Source organism: Streptomyces sp. JNUCC 64, assembly GCF_054484115.1.
Genome location: NZ_CM137015.1, coordinates 7,513,706 through 7,533,828, shown reverse-complemented (window position 1 = coordinate 7,533,828; position 20,123 = coordinate 7,513,706). Strand labels below are relative to the sequence as shown.

Below are 20,123 nucleotides of genomic sequence, written 5' to 3'. Positions count from 1 at the left end.
CGCCGTGTGACGGGCCCGCGCCTCAGAGGTGGAGTTCCGTCTCCCAGTCCTCGAACGGCGGCTCGACCCGGTAGTCCGGGTCGCAGCACGCCCGGATCCACTGCGCGACCCGGTACTCCGCCTCCCCTCCGTTGGTCACCTGGCCGTCCGCGTCGACCCGCAGCACATTGCCGTAGATCGCGAAGACCCGCTCCAGGGAGGAGCCGGAGTGGAAGACCGTCGGGCGGTAGTCGAACCCGTCGAGCAGGTCGACGTCGATAGTGCCGTTCGCCAGGTAGAAGGCGAAGAGCCGGAGCGAGGCGCGCACGTCGACAGGCAGATGTCCCATCAGCGCATCATGCCCGGCGCCCGGCCCGCGGTCCGGCACCGGCTCCTCACACACGGAGGACGCCGCCGTCCCCGCTCCGGCCGCCGGGCACCCCGCGCCCGGCGGATCCGGAGGCGTCGGCCGGGCCGGAGGTCACCGTCGGGCCGCAGGCGTCGGCCGGCCCGGGGGTCGCGGTCGTCGGCCCGGGGGCGTCGGCGGACATGTGCAGGGCGTCCACCAGCCCCCGGTAGAGCCCGTCGGTCCGCAGGAGTTCGCGGTGGGTGCCGGTCGCGCGGACGACGCCCTTCTCCATGACGACGATCCGGTCCGCGCCGACGACCGTCGAGAGCCGGTGCGCGATGGAGACGACGGCCGCGCGGTCGGCGTGGGCGCGGACGTGTTCGGTGACGGCGGCCTCCGTCAGCGCGTCGATCTGGGCGGTGGCCTCGTCCAGGAGCAGCACCTCCGGGGCGTGGAGCAGGGCCCGGGCGAGGGCGACGCGCTGCCGCTGCCCGCCGGAGAGCGAGGTGGGCGTCAGTTCGGTGCCCAGCCCGTCGGGCAGCGTGCGCACGTGGTCGCCCAGCCGGACCCCGTCCAGGGCACGGTAGAGGTCGTCGTCCGTGGCGTCCGGGTGGGCGAGCAGCATGTTGTCGCGGACCGAGCCGGGGAGCAGGGGGGTGTCCTGTTCCACGTAGGCGAAGCGACCACGGATGTCGGCGGCGGCCAGCCGGGTGTAGTCGGTGCCGTCCAGCCGGAGCGTGCCGTCCTCCGGGTGGACGAAGCGCAGCAGCAGGGAGAACAGGGTGGTCTTGCCCGCGCCGGAGGGGCCGACGATCGCGGTGTGCCCCCGGGCGGGGATGTCCAGGTCCAGGTTCCGTACGGCGGGTTCGGCGCCGGGGGCGTAGCGGGCGGTGACGTTCCGCAGCTCGATCAGGGGCCGTGCGGTGGGCGCGGTGCGGCGGACCGCGTCCCGTGGGGCGCCCGGGTCGGCGGTCCCGGGCCGGACGCCCCACCCCGGTTCGGCCGTCCCGGGCCGGTGGGCGGTGGTGCCCCGCGCCGGACGGTCCGGCGTCGGGGAGGCGTCCTCCAGCGGGATCTCCCCGACCTCGCGGATGCGCGCGGCGGCGGCGATGCCCGACTGCACCGAGGTGACGTGGCCGGACAGTTCGGTGACCGGGCCCATGAGGCCGAAGGTGTAGAGGAGGAAGGCGATCAGGCTGGACACCTCCAGGGCTCCGGTGGAGACCCGCCAGGCGCCGAGGCCGAGGATGCCGATGACGGCGAGCTGGATGCCGCCGTAGGCGACGGTCCAGGCGACGGCTTCCCTGCGCACGGCGGCGACGCCGTGTCCGGCGGCCGTCCGCGCGTGGTCCACGACGCGTTCGGCGACCCGCTCCTCGGCGCGGGCCGCCTTGACGGTCCGCAGGGCGCGCAGCGCGCCCTCCAGGGTTCCGCCCATCCGGCCGAGGGCCTCCTGGGCCTTCTCCTGCTCGGTGGCGATGGCGGGCATCAGCACCATGAAGACCACCCCGACCGCGAGGACGGCGCCGACCGTGACCGCCAGCAGGACCGGGTCGAGGACGCCCATCAGCACCAGGGTGCCGATCAGCAGGACCGTGCCGTTGACCAGGCCGACGACGCTGGAGGAGGCGGCCTCGCGCAGCAGCACGGTGTCGGAGGTGACCCGGGTGGCGAGTTCCCCGGTGGACCGGGCGGCGAGCGGGAGCGGGGCCGCGCGGAAGTAGTGGCGGACCACGGACGCGCGGGCGTCGCGCACGATCCGCTCGGCGATGGTGCCCAGCAGGACGGTCTGCCAGAGGCCCACGGCCGCGCCCACGACGAGCAGGACGAGCAGGACCGTGATCGGCCGGGCGAGGTGGACGTCACCGGTGAGGGAGTCGAGGACGAGTTTGGTGGCCATGGGGGTGGCGAGTTCCATCGCGGAACCGGCCAGGGCGAGCAGCAGTCCGAGGCCGAGGCCGCCCCGGTGGGGACGGGCGAAGCCCCACAGGGTCCGCAGCCGGGCGAAACGGGGTGGGCGCGGGGCCGCTCCGGAAGCGGCGACCGTGACGGGAGCGGCGTCGGGTGGGGCGGTCGGAACAATAAATCGGTCATTCATGACCCAGATAAGAGCATGAGGAGCCGATAAACGGCAACCGAATACCCGCACCCCTAGACTGACGGCGTGCTGAAGCAGATGCCGCCGGGGGAATCCCGCACCCGGTCACGGACCCGCCGGACGATCCTCGACGCCGCCGTGACGGTCCTCAGCGAGGACCGCTCCGCCCCCCTGAGCCGGGTGGCCGACACCGCGGGGGTGGCCCGGAGCACCCTCCAGCGCTACTTCGCGGACCGCGCCGCGCTCCTCGCCGCGCTCTCCGCGTACGCCTCCGAGCGGATCGACGAGGCGGCCGACCGGGCGCGCACCGGGGAGGGCACGGCCCTGGAGGGCCTGCGCCGTCTCGTCCACGAACTGTTCGACCTCGGGGACGTGGTGATGCTGCTCGGCCCGGAGTGGGAGGAGGAACAGGGCGACGAGCCCGACTCCCCCGCCGACCGGGTCCTGCGGGAACTGCTGGCCCGGGGCCGCGCGGAGGGCACGCTGGACGCCCGGCTCGGCGATGCCTGGATCGAACAGCTGCTGTGGGCGGTGCTCTACACCGCCTGGACGCACGTCCGCGACCGGGGCGCCCCCAAGCACGAGGCGCTGACCTCCTGCCTGCTCTCCCTCACCAAGGCGGTGGGCGCCGAATAGCGCGGGCCGACCCGTCCCCCCACTGGCTGGACGCGCGGACGCGCCGACGGCACCCGCGAGTACGGCACGGGCACCGGTCAGCCGGTGATCCGCGTTCCGTTCGCGGATCGACTCGCGTCGAGCCCAAGGGAGTCGGCCTCGCCCCGCGAACGGGTGGGGGCCGGTTCAGGTACGCGTTCGGCGGTCAGGCCGGGGCGATGAGAAGGCCGGGAAGGGCACCGGTTCCCACCGCCTCCTGGTCGATGACCACGCCGGTGTACGCGCCCACCGCGGCGAACACCCGCCCGGGCAGATGCTCGCCGTGTTCTTCGAAGTACGCGACGACTTCGTGCGCATCGGCCTCAGGGATCGACGGGAACACCGCGCCCGCGTCCTTGAGGGCGGCGTCCAGAGCCGAGTCCCGCCCGGTGTCCGTGCCGAAATCAGCCCGGTACGCGCGGGCGTCAGGCGCATGGATGATCAGAGCCGGGGGGCTGAAGCGGTTGGCGGTCAGACAGAGAACCTCCTCGCCCTCGCACGGAAGCATCGACTCGACCTTGCCCTGGTAGCCGGTCGCCCAGGTCGCCATGCCCCAGTCCTCCAGGACGTACGTCCACTCTCCACAGGTGCCGTACATGGCACGGTTGAGATCCGGGGAGGGCTGTCCAGGCCGCCCAGCCGGAAAGCGCAGGTCCACGCACGGGGTGCGGGCGGCCAACTCATCGAAGTCTGCGCCTAGGTTGATGAGGAACTCGTCCGTCCCGACGCCTCTGACCAGCGTCAGGGAGATGTCGCCGAACATGCCGGGCCGGCCCGGTGAAGGGGAGGGGGTGTAGTAGTTCGCACCGATCCACGCGATACCGTCGCTCACCCGGTCAGAGTATCGCCGCCACTTCCGTGCGCGTCGACCGCCCGACCACAGCACGGCCAGACAGATCGGCGGTCGCCCCCAGCCGCACGGTCGCCGGTGACGGGGCCCCGGCGGCAGGGACAACGCCCGCCTACCGGGGCTGTGTCGCGATCTGGATCAGGTTGCCGCAGGTGTCGTCGAAGACGGCCGTGGTGACGGGTCCCGCCTCCAGGGGCTCCTGGGTGAAGCGGACGCCGAGACCGCTCAGCCGCCCGTACTCCGCCCTCACGTCGTCGACGGCGAACTGGGCGAGCGGGATGCCGTCCTCGACGAGCGCGTCGCGGTAGGGCTTGACGGCCGGGTGACCGGCGGGCTCCAGGAGGAGTTCGGTGCCGCCGGGCGCGTCGGGCGAGACCACCGTCAGCCACCGGGCCCCGCCGCCCAGCGGGACGTCGTACTTCTTCACGAAGCCGAGGACCTCGGTGTAGAAGGCCAGGGCCTTGGCCTGGTCGTCGACGAAGACGCTGGTCAGATGGATTCTCATGGGGTGCTCTCCTCCGGTCCGGATGGGTCGGGCGCGGACCATCGCCCGGCGATCCGCCGCAACGGGGCCGTGTCCAGGTCGTGGAACTTACAGCGGCCCTCCCGCCTGGTCCCGACGAGCCCGGCGCTCTCCAGCACGGCGAGGTGCTGGGAGACCGCCTGCCGCGAGATGCCGGGCTGACGCCTCGCGCTCAGCCGTGAGCAGATCTCGAACAGCGTCTGCCCGGACTTCTCCGCGAGCACGTCGAGGATGGTCCGGCGGGTGGGGTCCGCCAGGGCTTTGAAGAGGTCGTCATCGGCCACCACCACAGGATAGGCAAGTGGCGACTTGCCTATCAAGTCGGGGACGGCGCGCCCGTCCGGCCACTCGGGCCGACCGCCCAAACCCCCAAATAAATTCTGCAAAAATACTTTGGCAAAGTGCTCCGGTCGTTCTACGCTCACCGGGTGACCAGCGAAGAGCACCACCGCGCCCTCGATCCCGAGACGGACGCCGACGCCCTCAAGGCCCTCACCCACCCCCTGCGGATCCGGCTGCTGGGGCTGCTGCGCCAGCACGGTCCGGCCACCGCCAGCGAACTGGCCGCCCGCACCGGGGAGTCCTCCGCGTCCACCAGCTACCACCTGAGGGTCCTGGCGAAGTACGCGTTCGTCACCGAGGCCGAGCACCGGGACGGACGGGAGCGCCGCTGGCGGTCCGCCCACTCCCTCACCACCTGGAGCAACACGGCGATGGCCGCCTCCCCCGGCGGGCTGGCCGCGGTCAGCGCCCTGCGGCGGCGCCAGGTGGAGCACCTCGCCGCCTCCCTCGCCCGGCACGAGGAGGACATGGCGGCCGGACGGCTCGACGAGGAGTGGCGGGAGCCCGCCGGGATCACCGATCTGCTCCCCCTGCTGACCCCCGAGTCGGTGAGCGAACTGTGGCGGACCTTCGAGGAGCGGCTCGCCGAACTGACCGCCCGGGACGCCGACGACCCGCGCGCCCGGCAGGTCGTCCTGCTGACGGCCGGACTGCCGCTGGCCCCCGACCCGCTTCCCACCGCGACCCCCGCCCCGGACGACGGCCTCCCGGAGCCCGGTCCCGGCCCGGTCCCTGAGCCCGTCCCCGACCCCGGGCACGGCCCCGCGTCCCACGCCGGACCCGGGCCCCTCCCCGAAACCTCCCGCCCGTCCGGCACGCGCTCCGGCACGGACGACGACGGGCCCACCCCGTGACCAGCGGCCCCCACCCGTCCATACCGCCGCCGCCGTCACCGTCACAGTCACCGTCACCGTCACCGTCGATCGGGGCCCTCGCCGCCCGTCGGCGCTACGTCACGGCCTGCGCGCTCTTCTGGCTGCCGATCGGGCTGACCATCGCCCCGCTGGTCCTGCTGTTCACCGAACGCGGGATGCCCCTCGCCGCCGTCGCCGGGTTCTTCGCCGCCCACTCCCTGACCGCCGCCGCCCTCGAACTGCCCACCGGCGGGCTGTCGGACGTCCTGGGACGGCGCGCGGTCCTCGCCGCCGCCGGAGTGCTCAACGCCGTCGCCTTCGCCCTCCAGGGCCTCGGCACCGCCCCCTGGGTGCTCACCGCGGGCATGGCGCTGATGGGCGCGGGCCGCGCCCTGTCGAGCGGCCCCGCCGAAGCCTGGTACGTGGACACCGTCCAGGCGGCCGACGGGCCGGACGCCGAGCTGCGCACCGGACTGGCGCGCGGCGGCACGGCGACCTCCGCCGCGCTCGCGGTCGGCACCCTGCTCGGCGGCGCCGTGCCCTGGCTGCTGGGCACCGGCGCGGGCGACCGGCTCGCCTCGGCGACCTCCGGGCTGGTGCTGCCGCTGTCCCTGCCGCCGCTGCTGGGTTCGGTGCTCGCCCTGGGCTTCGCGGGGTACGCGCTGACGGCGCTGCGGGAGGCCCCCCGACCGCCGGTACCGCTGCCCTCGGTGGTGCGGGGCGTGCCCGCGACCGTCGTCGCCGGGCTGCGGCTCGGCGGTCGTGACGCGCTGGTGCGCAGGGTGCTGCTGAGCGCGGCGGCGGCCGGGGGCGCCCTCTCCACCGTCGAACTGCTCACCCCCGGGCGGACGGCGGCGCTGACGGGGGCGGCGGAGTCGGCGGCGGCGCTGCTCGCCGGGCTGGCCTGCGCCGGGTTCCTCTGCTCGGCCCTCGGCAGTCAACTCGCCCCGGCGGCGGCCCGGCTGACGGGCGGCGGGGAGCGGGCGGTCCTCGCGGGGCTGACGGTGTGCGCGGCCGGGCTGCTGCTGCTCGGGGCGACCGCCGCCGCGTCCGGTCCGCCGTGGTGGGCGCTGGCGGCGGTCGGCTACGGACTGCTGTACCTGGGGCTGGGGGTGGCGGGCCCCAACGAGAACGAGGTGCTGCACCGCGCGGTGCCCTCGTCCGCGCGGGCCACCGCCCTGTCGGTGCAGTCCCTGGTGCTGCAACTGGCCGGTGCCGCCACGGGGCTGGTCGTCGCCGCGCTCCCGGCGGGACCGGTGCCGTGGTCGCTGGGCGCGGTGCCGCTGCTGGGCGCGGCCCTGTTGTGGCGACGCGGAGCGCACCGGCCGGGACGCGCGGACCCCGTCCACCGGGCGAACCGGGCCGATGGAACGCACCGGGCCGACGGGACGGACCAGGTCCACGAGACGGCCTGACGGACCGGAGGCCGCTGACGAACGGGACGGACCGGACGGACCGGGCGGAACGAGGCGGGCCGGACGGGCCGGGTGAACGAGAGGACCGGGTGAACGAGGGGACGGGACGGGACAGCCGGGGTCAGATGGACCGGACCGGCCAAGCGAACGGGACGGGGGACCGGAACAGGTCACCGGGACGGGGCACCGGGCGAACCGATCGGAACGGGTTACGACATTCGGCGGCGGGGCACTGCCCGTTCCCCCCGCCGTCTTCGATACTGGGACCGGTCGGCCCGACCGGGACGACCGCACGCACGGCCGCCGGAACGCTCCCCTGGAGGAACCTCTTGCGCATGCTCATCAACGTGGCCGAAACGGTGGTCTCCGACGCCCTGCGGGGTCTGGCGGCGGCCCATCCGGAGCTGACCGTCGACGTGGCGAACCGGGTGATCGTGCGCCGTGACGCGCCGGTCGCGGGCCAGGTCGGGCTGGTGTCCGGCGGAGGCTCCGGGCACGAGCCGCTGCACGGCGGCTTCGTGGGCCCGGGGATGCTCTCGGCGGCCTGCCCGGGCGAGGTCTTCACCTCGCCCGTCCCCGACCAGATGGTGCGGGCGGCGGCGGCCGTGGACGGCGGGGCGGGCGTGCTCTTCGTCGTCAAGAACTACACGGGTGACGTCCTCAACTTCGACATGGCCGCCGAACTCGCCCAGGACGAGGGCATCCAGGTGGCGAAGGTCCTGGTGAACGATGACGTGGCCGTCACCGACAGCCTGTACACCGCCGGGCGGCGGGGCACCGGCGCGACCCTGTTCGTGGAGAAGATCGCGGGGGCCGCCGCCGAGGAGGGGATGCCGCTGGACCGGGTGGCGGCCGTCGCCCGGCGGGTCAACGCGAACGCCCGCAGCTTCGGGGTGGCGCTCAGCTCGGTGACCACCCCGGCCAAGGGCAGCCCGACCTTCGACCTGCCGCCCGGTGAACTGGAGCTGGGCATCGGCATCCACGGGGAGCCGGGCCGGGAGCGGCGGCCGATGATGACCTCGCGGGAGATCGCCGACTTCGCGGTGCACACCGTCCTGGACGACCTGGACCCAAGGAACCCGGTGCTCGTCCTGGTCAACGGCATGGGCGCGACGCCGCTGCTGGAGCTGTACGGGTTCAACGCGGAGGTGCGGCGGGTGCTCGGGGAGCGCGGGGTCCCGGTGGTGCGCAACCTCGTGGGCGACTACGTGACGTCCCTGGACATGGCGGGCGCCTCGGTGACGCTCTGTCAGGTGGACGAGGAGCTGCTGCGGCTGTGGGACGCGCCGGTCAGCACCCCCGCGCTGCGCTGGGGACGGTGACCGACCGCCGTCCCGACCGCCACCGTCACGCCTTCAAGGAGTTCCCTTGCTCGACACCGAGTTCTTCCGCCGCTGGATGACCGCGACCGCCGCGTCCGTGGACCGCGAGGCGGACCGGCTCACCGAACTCGACTCCCCCATCGGGGACGCCGACCACGGCGGCAATCTGCGCCGTGGCTTCACCGCCGTGGTGAACGCCCTGGACGATCCCGCCGCCCCGCCGCCCACCACCCCGGGCGCCGTGCTGGTCCTCGCTGGCCGTCAGCTCATCTCCCGTGTGGGCGGCGCCTCGGGCCCCCTCTACGGAACGCTGCTGCGGCGCACCGGCAAGGCCCTGGGGGACGCCCCCGAGGTCTCCCGGGCCGCGTTCGCGGACGCGCTGCGCACCGGGGTGGACGCGGTGGCGGCGCTCGGCGGGGCCGCGCCCGGCGACAAGACCATGCTGGACGCCCTGCTGCCCGCGGTCGAGGCGCTGACCGGGGGCGGGACCTTCGCGGCGGCGCGGGCCGCCGCCGACCGGGGGGCCGCCGCCACCATCCCGATGCTGGCCCGCAAGGGCCGGGCGAGCTACCTCGGCGAGCGCAGCGTCGGCCACCAGGACCCGGGGGCGACCTCGTCGGCGCTGCTGGTCGCGGCGCTGGGCACGGCCCGGGGAGGGGACGGGGATGAGTGACGGGACCCGGCTGGCGGACGCCCGGCCCGGCGAGGCGGTGGTGGGGATCGTCCTGGTGTCGCACAGCGCGGCCGTCGCGGAGGCGGTGGCCGCGCTGGCTGCGGGGCTGGCGGCGGGCGGCGCGCCCGCCCCAGTGGCCGCGGCGGGCGGTACGGAGGGCGGCGGCCTCGGGACGAGCGCGGAGCTGATCGCCGCCGCGGCGGCGCGGGTGGACCGGGGCGCGGGCGTGGCGGTCCTGGTGGACCTCGGCAGCGCGGTGCTCACGGTCAAGGCCCTGCTGGCGGAGGGCGACGAACTCCCGGCGGGGACACGGCTGGTGGACGCGCCGTTCCTGGAGGGCGCGGTGGCGGCGGTGGTGACCGCGGCCACCGGCGCGGACCTGGCCTCGGTGGCCGCGGCGGCCACCGAGGCGTACGCCTACCGCAAGGAGTGACGGCGGCGGCCGGGCGCGGTCACCCGGTGGCGGCCCGCCGGGCCACCAGGGCCCGCGCCAGGCGCTCGCCCTCGGTGACGGCGGCCCGGTGGCTCTCGATGGGCCGCACCCGGGTCCCGGTGAAGACGATGTACGTGACCCCGGACGCAACGCCGCCGGTGCGGGGGTCGGCGGGGATGCCGAGGGCCTTCGCCGCCGCGTGGGACGCCTCGCCGATGATCCCGGCGGGCCCGGTGTCCCCGACGACCCCGTAGAGCACCCGGTCCCGGTACACGACGGCGACGGCGCTGCCGCCCCGGACGCCGTGGTCGGCGTAGCGCCAGCGGGCGCTGGGGGCGGGCACCACGACGAACGGCAGCCGTTCGGCGCTGAGGTAGCGGCCGTCGGACTGGGTGAAGGCGGTCATGGCGGAGAAGTGCGGGTCGGTGCGCGCGTTGCAGTGGGTGCCGGGGCGTCCGTCGCAGTCGACGTCCAGGTCGGCCTTCCAGTACACGACCCCGGGCTTCCCGCAGACGGGCACGGTGGCCCGGGCCGCCGAGGCGTCCGTGCGGTAGGAGCCCGCCGAGACCCGGTCGCAGCCCCGGACCGCCGCGAGCAGTCCGGCGGCGGGGACGGTGCCCTCGTCGGGGGCCCGGCCGTCGGCGGGGACGGCCGGGTCGGTGGTCCCCGGCGCCGGCCGGGGGGCGGGGGGCAGGGCGTCGGCGGACAGGGCGCCGGGCACGAGCAGGACGGTGCCGAGGGCGGTGGCCAGGACCGCCGTTCGGTTGCGCACGATGAACAGACCTTCCGTGGACGACTCATGACGAACTGCCACAGAGCCGTTCCCGTTCGGCGGTCCGCCTCTCCCACGAGGGGGCCGGACGGGGGGCCGCGCGGGCGTCGGCACGGCGTGTCGTGACCCGGACGGCCCCCCGGCCGTGACCGACGGCCCCTCGCCGCGCCCGGAAGAACAGCCGTGACCAGAAGAACAACCGTCAACCTCTTGATGTGGACTCGCCATCCGTGCCATATAGGTCTGTACCAATGCCACCCGACCGGAAGGCACCACGGTGCGCACCATCCCCCCACGGCGTGTTCCCCCCACCCCCGTCGACCCCACCGGCCCGCACGGCTCCGGCACCCCTGTCGGTCCCACCGACCCCGGCCGCCCCACAAGTTCCGCCAGCTCCGCCAGCTCCGTCCCGAGCGGCCCGACGACCCGTGCCCGGCGCTCCCCGCGCGCCGGGATCGTCCGCGCCCTGCCCCTGACCGCCGCCGCGTTCCTGCTGGCCTCCTGCGGGCTGCTCGGGGAGGAGGCTGCGGTCGCCCCGCCCGCCGCCCCCATCGGCGTGACCGCGCAGGCGGGCAGCTCCAGCAGCGTCCACGTGATGTGGAACCGGCCCGGCCCCGGCGCCAAGGTCGAGGGGTACGAGGTCTACCAGGGCGACAAGAAGGTCAAGGAGCTGTCCGGCGAGCAGTACATGGTCGACGTCACCGGCCTCGACCCCTCCTCCTCCTACTCGTTCACCGTCCGCGCCCGCGACGACCGGGGCACCCTCAGCCCCCGCAGCCGTCCCGTCACCGTGACCACCCCCAAGGCCACCCGCGCGGACAAGAAGGCGCCGACCGTGCCGGGCGAGCTGACCGGACGCGCCCAGGGCGCCCGGAGCGCCCTGCTGACCTGGCGGAAGTCCACCGACGACCAGGGCGTCGTCTCCTACGACGTCTACCAGTCGGGCACGAAGATCCACAGCGCGGGTCCCGAGGACACCCGGACCGTGGTGACCGGTCTGCGCCCGGACACCGCGTACGTCTTCACGGTCAAGGCCCGGGACGCGGCGGACAACTCCTCCGGAGCCAGCCGCGAGGTGCGGCTGACCACCGCCGAGGGCACCGCCGACGCGCGCGGGACCGCGCCCACCGACTTCCGGGCGACGACCCGGAAGAAGGACGGGGCGTACTACCTGGAGCTGTCCTGGGAGCCGCCGAAGACCGACGCGGTCGTCATGCAGTACCGCATCCAGCTCGACCGGAAGCAGACCACCTCCCTGGTCTGGGGCGGCGAGCCCCCGGCCGGGCGCGCCGAGCACAGCTTCTACCTGGACCAGAAGAAGGGCGTCACCTACCGGGTGCGCATCCAGGCGATGCTGCCGGACGGGACGTTCGGGGCGTACTCGGCGGAGCGGACGGTGGTGACCGGCCGGGACTGACGCGCCGACGGTCCGCACGGGTCCCGGCACCGGGGGGCGGGGCCCGTGCGGGTGACGCGGCGGCGGATCCGTTCCCCCGGACGCGGGAGCCCGTCACCTGCCCGGGCCGCGTCCGGGTGCGGAGGACCGGATCCGGCCGTTGGCTCGGCTCAGGGCGGCACGGACGACTTCCCACCCCCGGCGGCGCAACGGACGTTCCGCCAGCCGTGCGGCCGGAGGGCAGACTCATGCGCACCACTCGGATATCCGTCCGCACCACACCGGCGGTGGCCGCCGCCGCGCTCCTCCTGGGGTTCGCCGCGCCCGCCGTCGCCGGGGGCACCGGCGTCACGGGCGTCAGCGTGACGTCCAACGGGCCGACGGTGCGGGTGAGCACCTCGGCCTGCGCCCGGGGCGGTACGGCCTCCCTGCTCAGCGGCACCCAGGCGAACGTCGTCCAGGGACGGCAGATCACCCTCGCCCCGGGCGCCACCCAGTCCGGCGAGTGGACGGGGGTCGGTTCGGGCACGTACACCGTGGTGGTGGTGTGCGCGGACGGGACCACCGCCGGAAGCCAGTCGGTGACCGTCAACGCGGTGCCCACCGTCTCGGCGACGACCGCGCCCGCCGGGGTCCGGGGCGGACTGGGCGGCGGTTCCACCGACCACCGGGAGCTGACCCTGGCGGCCGGTGCCGCCCTGGTCGCCGCCGCGGTCGCCGGGACCGTGCTCCACCTGCGGCGCAGGGCGCGTCCGCACCGGCACTGACCCCCTCCGGCCCGACGGCCGCCGTCCCGTTCCCGGGGCGGCGGCCGTCCGGCGTTCCGTCCTCCGCCTCCGGGCGGCCGGCGGCGGCACCCGGGAGCCGGGGACCGCGCGGGACCGCCGGGGACCACCGACGGCCGCCGACGGCCGCAGGGCGGAGGCCGAGGGCCGCGCGGGTCAGCCGACGGCGGCGCGGGACGCCTCCCCGACCGCCGCCGGAGTGCGGATGGAGCCGAACTCGGCGGTCCGGCGCAGGGCGAAGCCCAGCTTCAGATAGATGCGGATGGCGTCGGTGTTCCCGGCCGAGGCGTGCATGAACGGCGACTCTCCCCGGTCGGCGATACCGGCCGCCACCGCCCGCACCAGCCGGGCGGCGAGGCCCTGCCCCCGGTGGGCGGGGTCGGTGCAGACCGCGCTGATCTCCGTCCAGCCGGGCGGGCGCAGCCGCTCCCCGGCCATCGCGATCAGCGCGCCGTCCCGGCGGATGCCGAGGTAGGTGCCGAGTTCGATGGTGCGGGGCAGGAAGGGGCCCGGCCGGGTGCGGGCCACCAGGTCCAGCATCTCGGGCACGTCGGCGGGCCCGAGCCGTACCGTCTCGGGGTCGTGCGCGGGCTCCACCCCGTCGTCCACGAGCTGGACGCCCTCGCCCAGCGAGACGGTGGACCAGCCCTCGGGCAGTTCCGCCCGCACCCCCGGCAGGGGGACCTCCCGGTCCGGTCCGTAGAGCGCCGCGAGGTCCGCCCAGTCCCGGGGGCCCGGGTCGGGGGGCAGACCGATCCAGGGCGAGACGTCCAGCGGGTAGCGGACGATCCGGCCGCGCCGTTCGGCCAGATGCGCGTGCGGCCCTTCGAGGGCGGCGAGGGCCGGGTTGTCGAGGATGTGCGGAACACCGGTCAGGGCGCTCTCCCGGCTCAGGGCGGGAGCGGACGGCGGGGTGGCACGGGGGTCCCCGGACACCCCGGCCCCCGACCCGCCGCCACTGGTGGACGCGTACGTCTTCGGCATGGACTTCCCTCTCGCTCGTGCGCGCGAGTGGGCCCCCACCCGCGCCAATCGGCTCCAAGGGCGGTCGCGGCGTCCGTATTCCCGGGCCGGAGGGGAGTTCACACACCCGCAACGCCCGGTGGGCCGGAGCCCGTCACCGGGGCCGTCACCGGGTGCGGGAGCCGGGCGGCCCGGAGGTCAGGAGCCGGTCGGAGCGGCCGCCGCCGTGGCCGCGAGCCACCCGGCGGCGGCCTGGTCCGCGAGCGTCACGGCGACGGTCCGGGCGCGCGGGGCCGTCACCGCCCCCTCCCCCGGGTCCAGCAGGAACCGTCCGACGAAGCGTCCCCCGGCCGTGGCCCTCAGCTCGGTCTCCCCCGTGGGCCACCCCCGCCGTTCCACGTCCCGGGGACGGCCGTCGACGGTGACGGTGCCGTCCGGTTCCAGGCGGGGCGGACGGCCGAGCAGGGTGCCGTACTCGAACCGGCAGCCGCGCAGCCCGAGGACGGCGACCAGTTCGCGCCGTGCCAGCTCCACGACGTCCTGCGGCGCCCGCCGCCGCTCCGTGAGCCGGGCGGTGTCGCGCAGGGCGGCGATCCGGGCCCCGTCGGCGACGGTGACGGCCTCGGAGCGCCGGGCGCGGGTCGCGGTCCGGGCGACGGCCAGCCCGATGACGAGGAGCAGCAGCGCCGTCACGAGGTCACCGGGGTCGGTGACGCGCGGGGACCCGTAGGGGCGGGTCAGCAGCAGGTCGAACCACCAGGCGGCACCGACGGCGGCGAGCACGGCGGCGGCGCGGCAGCCGAGCACGGCCACCGCGACGACGGCCACGGCGAGCGCGAGGGCGAGCACGGCGGAGGTCACCAGGCCACGCGCCGGGACCAGCGCGGCGGCGGTGGCCGGTGGCAGTACCAGTCCGGCCGTCAGGGCGAGACGGTCGTGGCGGGAGGGGATCCGGACGCGCATCGTGGGCCTCCCGCCGTCGTGCGGTCATCCGCTCGTCCGCTCCCGGGACGGGAGCACGGACCGGATCGGACGGGGTCGGACCGGACCTGACACGGGCCGGACGACCGGCGGGGCCGGTGCCCCGGTACCTCCAGCGTCCGCCCCGGCGGGCCGGTCGGCACGGAGCGGTCCCGATCCTGACGGCGCCCTGACGCGGTCCCGGGACCGGCCGGGACGGAACCGGAGACCGGGGCCGGAAGGACGCCGGAAGGCCCCGGAGCGCGACCGGAGGGAACGCGGAAGGAAGGAGGGGAACGGCGACGGAGCCGGAGAACAGCAGAAGCGCCCGGGGGACGGTTCACCCCGGGCGCCCGCTGGTCGGTGACCGCCGAGCCGGAAGGCTCAGCAGGAGAGGTTGCCCCCGGTGCCCACGCCGAGGAGCCCGGCGAAGCGCTGGTAGCTGTTGATCCGGCTCTGGACCTGCGCGGGGTTGCCGCCGTTGCACTCCAGGGCGCCGTTGATGCTGCGGATGGTCTGGCCGAACCCGGCGCCGGTCGTCATCGCCTGGTGACCCGTCATGACGCCCGGGCCCTTCTGGGTGTTCCAGTACCACAGGGCCGTCTTCCAGGCGACGGCCGCGCTGTTCTGGACCAGCGAGGGGTTGTTGAGCAGATCGATGCCGAGCGCGTCGCCCGCGGCCTTGTAGTTGAAGTTCCAGCTGAGCTGGATGGGACCGCGGCCGTAGTAGGCGGACCGCCCGGCGGGGCAGCCGTAGGGCTGGGTGGTGTCGCAGTAGTGCGAGTAGTTGGCGGTGTTCTGCTCCACGATGTGCACGAGGCCGCCGGTCTCGTGGTTGATGTTCGCGAGGAAGGCCGCGGCCTCCTGCTTCTTCACCGTGTCGCCGCCGGTCATGGCGAACGCCGGGTAGGCGCTGAGCGCCTCCTTCAGCCCGGCGTAGGTGTAGAAGGAGTTCCGGCCCGGGAACATCTGGTTGAACTGGGACTCGGTCACCACGAAGTCCCCGGCGGGGGTCTCGGGACCGGCGGGGTCGGTCTCGCAGGCGTACGGGTTCCAGAACCAGGTGGAGACGGTGGGGTCGTACCCCGGGTTGGCGTGTTCGACGATGTACGCCTTCCCGTCGCGGTACCGGACGATGTCGCCGACCGCGTACGACGTGCCCTGCTGCCATGCCGGGTAGCTCGAACAGGGGGCGGCCACGGCCTGCGCCGCCGGAAGGGCGACGGTGACGCCGGTGGCGATGGCCAGCGAGGCGAGCGCGGCGGTGAGGCGTCGCTTGGACATGCTGTTCTCCTCGTGCGGTACGGCTCGCCCGGGGTCGATCGGACGTCCTGCGCGGGGCCGGGTGGGGCGGCTCCCTGCGTGACGGGCGGGCCGTTGTGGGGGGTGGGGTGCCTACTCAAGCGCTTTGGTCTGTACCAGTCAAGGGTTCAGAGCATTCTGCCTACGGCCGGACGGCGACCGGGGCAGACCGGAACGCCACACTCCCGGACAACCCCCGCGAGGACGGCGGACGATGACCACCCACCGATGGGACGGCCCCTCAACTCCCTGACTCAACAGCCGAACTGATGAACCATCAACTCTTCTGCGGGCCAAGGGGGAAGCAGAACCCCGGGTCAGCGGGCGAACGACTCGTAGTGGAACCGGGAGCCCGGCACCCCGGCCTCCTCCGACGCGGTCAGCGCGGCCCGGGTCAGCCCCGGCGGACCGCACACGTACACGTCCCGCCGTCCGAGGTCCGGAACCAGCCGCAGCAGGCTGCGCGCGTCCAGCGGGACCCGGTAGCCGTCCGGGGCGCTCACCGAGTAGACCACCCGGGCGCCCCGTTCGGTGGCGATCCGGTCGAGTTCCCCGCGCAGCGCCAGATCGGCCGCGCCCCGGGCCCAGTACACGAGGACCGTGTCACCGGGCAGCGTCTCGAAGAGCACCCGCAGCGGGGTGATCCCGATCCCGCCCGCGAGCAGCAGCGACCGGCCGGTGCGCGCCCGGTCCCGGGTGAGCGCGCCGTAGGGCCCCTCGGCCCACACCCGGGTCCCCGGGGCGATCCCGGCGAGCGCGCGGCTGCGGGGACCGACGCCCTTGACGGTGATCCGCAGCGTACGGCCGTCGGGGACCGCCGACAGGGAGTACGGGGTCGCCGTCCAGCGGAGTCCCGGGGCGAGGAACCGCCAGCGCAGGAACTGCCCCGGTCTGGCGCCCAGCCGGTCCAGCCGACGTCCGGTCAGGTACACCGAGACGACCCCCGGCGCCTCGGGCCGCACCCCGGTCACCACCAGCCGGTGGCGCAGCGCGCACCGCACCGGCCCCAGCACCCGGAACCACACCAGCGCCCCGGCCGCCGTGCCGTACAGCGCGCACCAGACGGCGCGGGCGCCCGGCGCCCCGGACGAGAGCTGGTGCCAGAAGCCGAGGCAGACGGCGGCGTGGGCGAGGAGGCGGAGGACGTGCCGGGTCCCGTGCCCCGGCCGCCGCCGGGCGGTCCCGGCCGGGACCGCCGCCGCGAGGAGGAACAACACCGAGGCCGCCGCCGCCAGCGCCGTGTCCGGACGGCCCAGGAGGGCGGCGGCCGGGTCCACCGGGTGCCGTCCCTCCGTCAGCGACCGCCCGGCGAGGAGCAGTGCCAGCCGCGCCGCCGTCAGGGAGGCGGTGATCCGGCCGAGTCGCGCGTGCCAGTGGGCGAGCCGGTGGGTGCCGAGGCTCCGGTCGAGCCGGGGCACCCGTGCCGCCAACAGCAGCAGGAGGACGACGGAGTAACCGGCGAGCACTCCGGCGAGGAGGCCCCCGGCGACGAGGCGGCCCCCCGCGCCCCCCTCGGACCGCCCGGCCCCCGTGCCGGACCACCACAGACAGCACGCCCCGAGGGCGCCGATCCCGGCGATGGACCTGACGATCAGCACGGCGGGCCGGACGGCGGGTCCGGGCACCACCGGACGGCGGACGGCACGCGGAGCGGCGTGGACGGCACGCGTAGGTTCGGACACGTCGTCTCCTCCTGCCGGTCGCCCGTTCCGGGGAGGGGTACGTACGTCGTTCCGCGCCGGTTCACCCTGGGGCGGGACGTACGGGGAACGGCCGGATTCCCGTATCCCGGGGTCCTCAGCGCAGCCCTTCCGCCAACGGGCCCAGGGACAGGACGGGCAGATGGCTCAACAGGGCGAGGAGCAGCGCCATCATTGTGGCCAGGGTGCCGAAGGTGACACCTGTCGTGCGAAGGGTTCCGGCCGTCGTGGCCGTGGGACGCCCCCGGGCCAGCCCGCCCGCGAGGGCGAGGACGAGCGCCATCGGCAGATAGCGGCCCACGAGCATCACCACGCTCATCAGCGACTGGTGGAAGGGCGTGGTCCCGTCGAAGCCCGCCATGGCGCTGCCGTTGCCCGTCGCGCTGGAGGTGTAGGCGTAGACGAGTTCGGTCAGTCCGTGCGGACCGGTGTCGTCCATGGACGGTTCGCCGTGCCCGAGGGCCAGCGCCAGGGCCGCCGCGAGCAGGATCGTGGCGGGGGCGACCAGCGTGTAGAGGGCGATCCGGCGGATCTCCGGCGGACCGAGGGACTTGCCCAGGTAGCCGGGGGTGCGGCCGGTCATCAGACCGCCGAGGAACACCGCCGCCAGGACGGCGATCAGCAGCCCGTACAGCCCGCTGCCGGTGCCTCCGGGGGCGATCTCGCCGAGCATCATCGCGCTGAGCAGCACCCCGCCGCCGAACGCGGTGAAGCTGTCGTACGACGCCGCCCCCGCACCGTCCGCGCTGGCGGTCGCGGCGATGGCGAAGAGGGTGGAACCGGGCACCCCGATCCGGGTCTCGGTTCCTTCGTGGGCCCCGCCGACGGCCTGGGGGACGGTGCCCCCCGCCGCGTCCTGGGCGACCGTCGCGGCGGCGGCCAGCAGCGCGAACAGCGTTCCGACGACCGCGAACAGGGCCCAGCCCTGCCGGGTGGAGCCGACCAGCCGCCCGTACGCGCGCGGCAGCGCGGCCGGGACCAGCAGCATCAGGACGACCGACAGGGCGTGCGTCCACGCCGAGGGGTTCTCGAAGGGGTGGGCGCTGCTGGCGTTGAAGAAGCCGCCGCCGTCCCCCGACATCAGTTTGACGGACTCCCAGGAGCCGACCGGGCCGCTGGGGAGGGTCTGGGTCCCGCCCGCGACGGTGGTCACCGTCCGCGCGGCGTCGAGGTCCTGGGGGACGCCGAGGGCGATGAACAGCGCCCCGGCGACGACGGCCAGCGGCAGCAGCACCCGGAACAGGGTGCGGGTGAGGTCCACCCAGAAGTTGCCGAGCGCGTCGGTGTCCCGTCGCACCAGGCCCCGGATCAGGGCGAGGGCGACGCAGACGCCGACGGCGGACGAGGCGAACGCCTGGGTGCCGAGGCCCGCCATCACGGCGAGGTGCCCGGTGGTGCCCTCGGCCGCGTAGTTCTGCCAGCTGGTGTTGGTGGTGAAGCTGACGGCGGTGTGCAGGGCGAGCAGCCACGGCACGCCCCGGTGGCCGGTGGACCAGGGCAGCAGGTGCTGGAGAGTGAGGAGCGCGAAGAGCGCGGCGACGCCCGCCGCGGAGAACGCCAGCAGCGCGGTCAGATAGTGCCGCCAGTCCTGTTCGCGGTCGGGGTCGACGCCGCAGCAGCGGTACAGGATCCGTTCGGCGCGGAGGTGCCGGTCGCCGCCGAGGGCGCGGGCCAGGTAGTCGCCGAGCGGGACGTGCAGCGCCACGACCACGGCGAGCACGAGGGCGGCCTGGAGCCAGCCGTGCACGTCAGACCCCCCGTCCGGGACGGAGCCGGTCCAGGGCGGCGTTCAGCGTGACGACGTTGACCGCCGGTTCCCCGAGGACGCCGAGCGCGCGGCCGGTGGTGTGGTCGGCGACCAGTTCCCGTACGGTGCGCGCGGCCAGGCCCCGCCGGGCGGCGACCCGGGCGGTCTGGAGCCGGGCGTAGGCGGGGCTGATGTGCGGATCGAGGCCGCTGCCGCTGGCCGTCACGGCGTCGCCGGGGACGGCGGGCCGGGCGGGGGCGTCCCCGCGCACCGGGGTGACCACCGCGGACCGGTGGTCCTCGCCGGGCGGGGCGCAGCGGACGGCGACCCCGGCGTAGCGGGACCGGAACGGCCGCGCGGGGCAGGGCTGGTTGAGGCTCACCACCCGGGTGACGGGACCGGTGGCGCCGTGCGCGCGGTACACGCCGAGGACCGCGCCGACCCCGTCGTCGGTGCAGTACGGGCGGGAGCCGTCGACGCCCTCCCGCTCCCCTGTCTCCGCGCTGCGGGAGCAGACCAGGGTCAGCAGGCCCGGGGTGCCGGGGCGGCCGTCCCGGGGCGGGGTGTCCACGGTGGACTCGGGGCCGAGGTTCCCGGCGGCGGAGGCCAGGGCGTCGTAGCCGCGTCCGGCGTGCGAGGGCCGGGGCTGGAAGTAACCGGGCAGCGCCCGGCCGTCGGGTCCGCTGAAGGACTGGCCGATCAGCGCGTCGTCCGGTCCGGGGGCGCCCCCGACCGCGTCGGAGAGCCGGGCGGCGGCGGTCAGCGCCAGCGGGTAACCGAGGCCGAGCAGCAGGGTCAGGGCCAGGACGACGCGTACGGCGGCGAGGGGCGTCCTGGCCCGGGCCGGCGGCCGAAGGAGCGGTCGGTTCATGGTGGGGCGCCTCGGGATCTGGCGGACGGACGCGCGGGGCGCCCGCCGGGGCGAACGGGAGCGACGGGCCCGGGCGGGGACGCCCCGGCCGCGCCGCCGACGCTAAGGTCGCCCCGCCGGGCCTCCCTCGGCCCT

At 75.4% G+C, this 20,123-nt stretch carries 20 protein-coding genes; 8 read left to right on the top strand and 12 right to left on the bottom strand.

The window, feature by feature from the left end; all coding sequences use genetic code 11:
* Window positions 1-22: 22 nt before the first annotated feature.
* Window positions 23-328, bottom strand: coding sequence for a DUF7677 family protein (locus tag ACVWNX_RS31155; RefSeq protein ID WP_454411532.1), 306 nt, complete (start codon window positions 326-328; stop codon window positions 23-25).
* Between the two features lie 46 nt (window positions 329-374).
* Window positions 375-2,426, bottom strand: a complete 2,052-nt coding sequence (locus tag ACVWNX_RS31150; RefSeq protein ID WP_454411531.1) for an ABC transporter ATP-binding protein — start codon at window positions 2,424-2,426, stop codon at window positions 375-377.
* A gap of 66 nt (window positions 2,427-2,492) precedes the next feature.
* Between ACVWNX_RS31150 and ACVWNX_RS31145 the strand changes: the two genes are divergently transcribed.
* Entirely contained in the window at window positions 2,493-3,062 is a 570-nt protein-coding gene (locus ACVWNX_RS31145) for a TetR/AcrR family transcriptional regulator (protein ID WP_454411530.1), read from the top strand.
* A gap of 184 nt (window positions 3,063-3,246) precedes the next feature.
* Here ACVWNX_RS31145 and ACVWNX_RS31140 read toward each other — a convergent pair whose 3' ends face one another.
* The 3 genes from ACVWNX_RS31140 to ACVWNX_RS31130 all read right to left on the bottom strand — a co-directional run bounded on the left by ACVWNX_RS31140 (window position 3,247) and on the right by ACVWNX_RS31130 (window position 4,740).
* Window positions 3,247-3,912 carry a hypothetical protein gene (locus tag ACVWNX_RS31140; RefSeq protein WP_454411529.1) on the bottom strand — a complete coding sequence of 222 codons (666 nt, stop codon included), beginning with the start codon at window positions 3,910-3,912 and terminating at the stop codon, window positions 3,247-3,249.
* Between the two features lie 130 nt (window positions 3,913-4,042).
* Window positions 4,043-4,435, bottom strand: coding sequence for a VOC family protein (locus ACVWNX_RS31135; RefSeq protein WP_454411528.1), 393 nt, complete (start codon window positions 4,433-4,435; stop codon window positions 4,043-4,045).
* Entirely contained in the window at window positions 4,432-4,740 is a 309-nt protein-coding gene (locus tag ACVWNX_RS31130) for an ArsR/SmtB family transcription factor (RefSeq protein ID WP_454411527.1), read from the bottom strand. The genes ACVWNX_RS31135 and ACVWNX_RS31130 overlap by 4 nt, the downstream gene beginning before the upstream one ends.
* A gap of 141 nt (window positions 4,741-4,881) precedes the next feature.
* On the opposite strand from ACVWNX_RS31130, the gene ACVWNX_RS31125 reads away from it, so the two are divergent.
* The 5 genes from ACVWNX_RS31125 to ACVWNX_RS31105 all read left to right on the top strand — a co-directional run bounded on the left by ACVWNX_RS31125 (window position 4,882) and on the right by ACVWNX_RS31105 (window position 9,492).
* Window positions 4,882-5,649, top strand: a complete 768-nt coding sequence (locus ACVWNX_RS31125) for an ArsR/SmtB family transcription factor (RefSeq protein ID WP_454411526.1) — start codon at window positions 4,882-4,884, stop codon at window positions 5,647-5,649.
* On the top strand, window positions 5,646-7,064 hold the full coding sequence (locus tag ACVWNX_RS31120) for an MFS transporter (RefSeq protein WP_454411525.1): 1,419 nt from the start codon (window positions 5,646-5,648) through the stop codon (window positions 7,062-7,064). Before ACVWNX_RS31125 ends, ACVWNX_RS31120 begins: the two co-directional genes overlap by 4 nt.
* A gap of 329 nt (window positions 7,065-7,393) precedes the next feature.
* Entirely contained in the window at window positions 7,394-8,386 is a 993-nt protein-coding gene (gene dhaK / locus ACVWNX_RS31115) for a dihydroxyacetone kinase subunit DhaK (protein ID WP_454411524.1), read from the top strand.
* 46 nt (window positions 8,387-8,432) lie between these two features.
* Window positions 8,433-9,059 carry a dihydroxyacetone kinase subunit DhaL gene (gene dhaL / locus ACVWNX_RS31110; protein WP_454411523.1) on the top strand — a complete coding sequence of 209 codons (627 nt, stop codon included), beginning with the start codon at window positions 8,433-8,435 and terminating at the stop codon, window positions 9,057-9,059.
* The gene (locus ACVWNX_RS31105; protein ID WP_454411522.1) at window positions 9,052-9,492 is read left to right on the top strand and encodes a PTS sugar transporter subunit IIA domain-containing protein; all 441 of its coding nucleotides are present in this window, start codon (window positions 9,052-9,054) and stop codon (window positions 9,490-9,492) included. The genes dhaL and ACVWNX_RS31105 overlap by 8 nt, the downstream gene beginning before the upstream one ends.
* A gap of 19 nt (window positions 9,493-9,511) precedes the next feature.
* Here the strand turns inward: ACVWNX_RS31105 and ACVWNX_RS31100 are convergent, their stop codons facing one another.
* Entirely contained in the window at window positions 9,512-10,264 is a 753-nt protein-coding gene (locus ACVWNX_RS31100) for a glycoside hydrolase family 75 protein (protein WP_454411521.1), read from the bottom strand.
* Window positions 10,265-10,541: 277 nt separating this feature from the next.
* Here ACVWNX_RS31100 and ACVWNX_RS31095 point away from each other — a divergent pair, with 277 nt between their 5' ends.
* Complete coding sequence (locus ACVWNX_RS31095; protein WP_454411520.1) at window positions 10,542-11,681, top strand: fibronectin type III domain-containing protein; 1,140 nt, start codon at window positions 10,542-10,544, stop codon at window positions 11,679-11,681.
* 227 nt (window positions 11,682-11,908) lie between these two features.
* The gene (locus ACVWNX_RS31090; protein WP_454411519.1) at window positions 11,909-12,427 is read left to right on the top strand and encodes a hypothetical protein; all 519 of its coding nucleotides are present in this window, start codon (window positions 11,909-11,911) and stop codon (window positions 12,425-12,427) included.
* Between the two features lie 174 nt (window positions 12,428-12,601).
* On the opposite strand, the gene ACVWNX_RS31085 is transcribed toward ACVWNX_RS31090, so the two are convergent.
* The 6 genes from ACVWNX_RS31085 to ACVWNX_RS31060 all read right to left on the bottom strand — a co-directional run bounded on the left by ACVWNX_RS31085 (window position 12,602) and on the right by ACVWNX_RS31060 (window position 19,988).
* Window positions 12,602-13,429 (bottom strand): GNAT family N-acetyltransferase, encoded by an 828-nt coding sequence (locus tag ACVWNX_RS31085; RefSeq protein WP_454411518.1) that lies wholly within the window; start codon window positions 13,427-13,429, stop codon window positions 12,602-12,604.
* A 177-nt stretch (window positions 13,430-13,606) separates the two neighbouring features.
* Window positions 13,607-14,371, bottom strand: coding sequence for a DUF4118 domain-containing protein (locus ACVWNX_RS31080; RefSeq protein WP_454411517.1), 765 nt, complete (start codon window positions 14,369-14,371; stop codon window positions 13,607-13,609).
* Window positions 14,372-14,752: 381 nt separating this feature from the next.
* Entirely contained in the window at window positions 14,753-15,652 is a 900-nt protein-coding gene (locus ACVWNX_RS31075) for a glycoside hydrolase family 19 protein (protein WP_454411516.1), read from the bottom strand.
* Between the two features lie 335 nt (window positions 15,653-15,987).
* Complete coding sequence (locus tag ACVWNX_RS31070; RefSeq protein WP_454411515.1) at window positions 15,988-17,352, bottom strand: ferric reductase; 1,365 nt, start codon at window positions 17,350-17,352, stop codon at window positions 15,988-15,990.
* Between the two features lie 115 nt (window positions 17,353-17,467).
* A complete protein-coding gene (gene kdpA / locus ACVWNX_RS31065; RefSeq protein ID WP_454411514.1) occupies window positions 17,468-19,117 on the bottom strand; it encodes a potassium-transporting ATPase subunit KdpA in 1,650 nt (549 codons plus the stop codon).
* Window position 19,118: 1 nt separating this feature from the next.
* Window positions 19,119-19,988, bottom strand: a complete 870-nt coding sequence (locus ACVWNX_RS31060; RefSeq protein ID WP_454411513.1) for a potassium-transporting ATPase subunit C — start codon at window positions 19,986-19,988, stop codon at window positions 19,119-19,121.
* Between the last annotated feature and the right edge of the window lie 135 nt (window positions 19,989-20,123).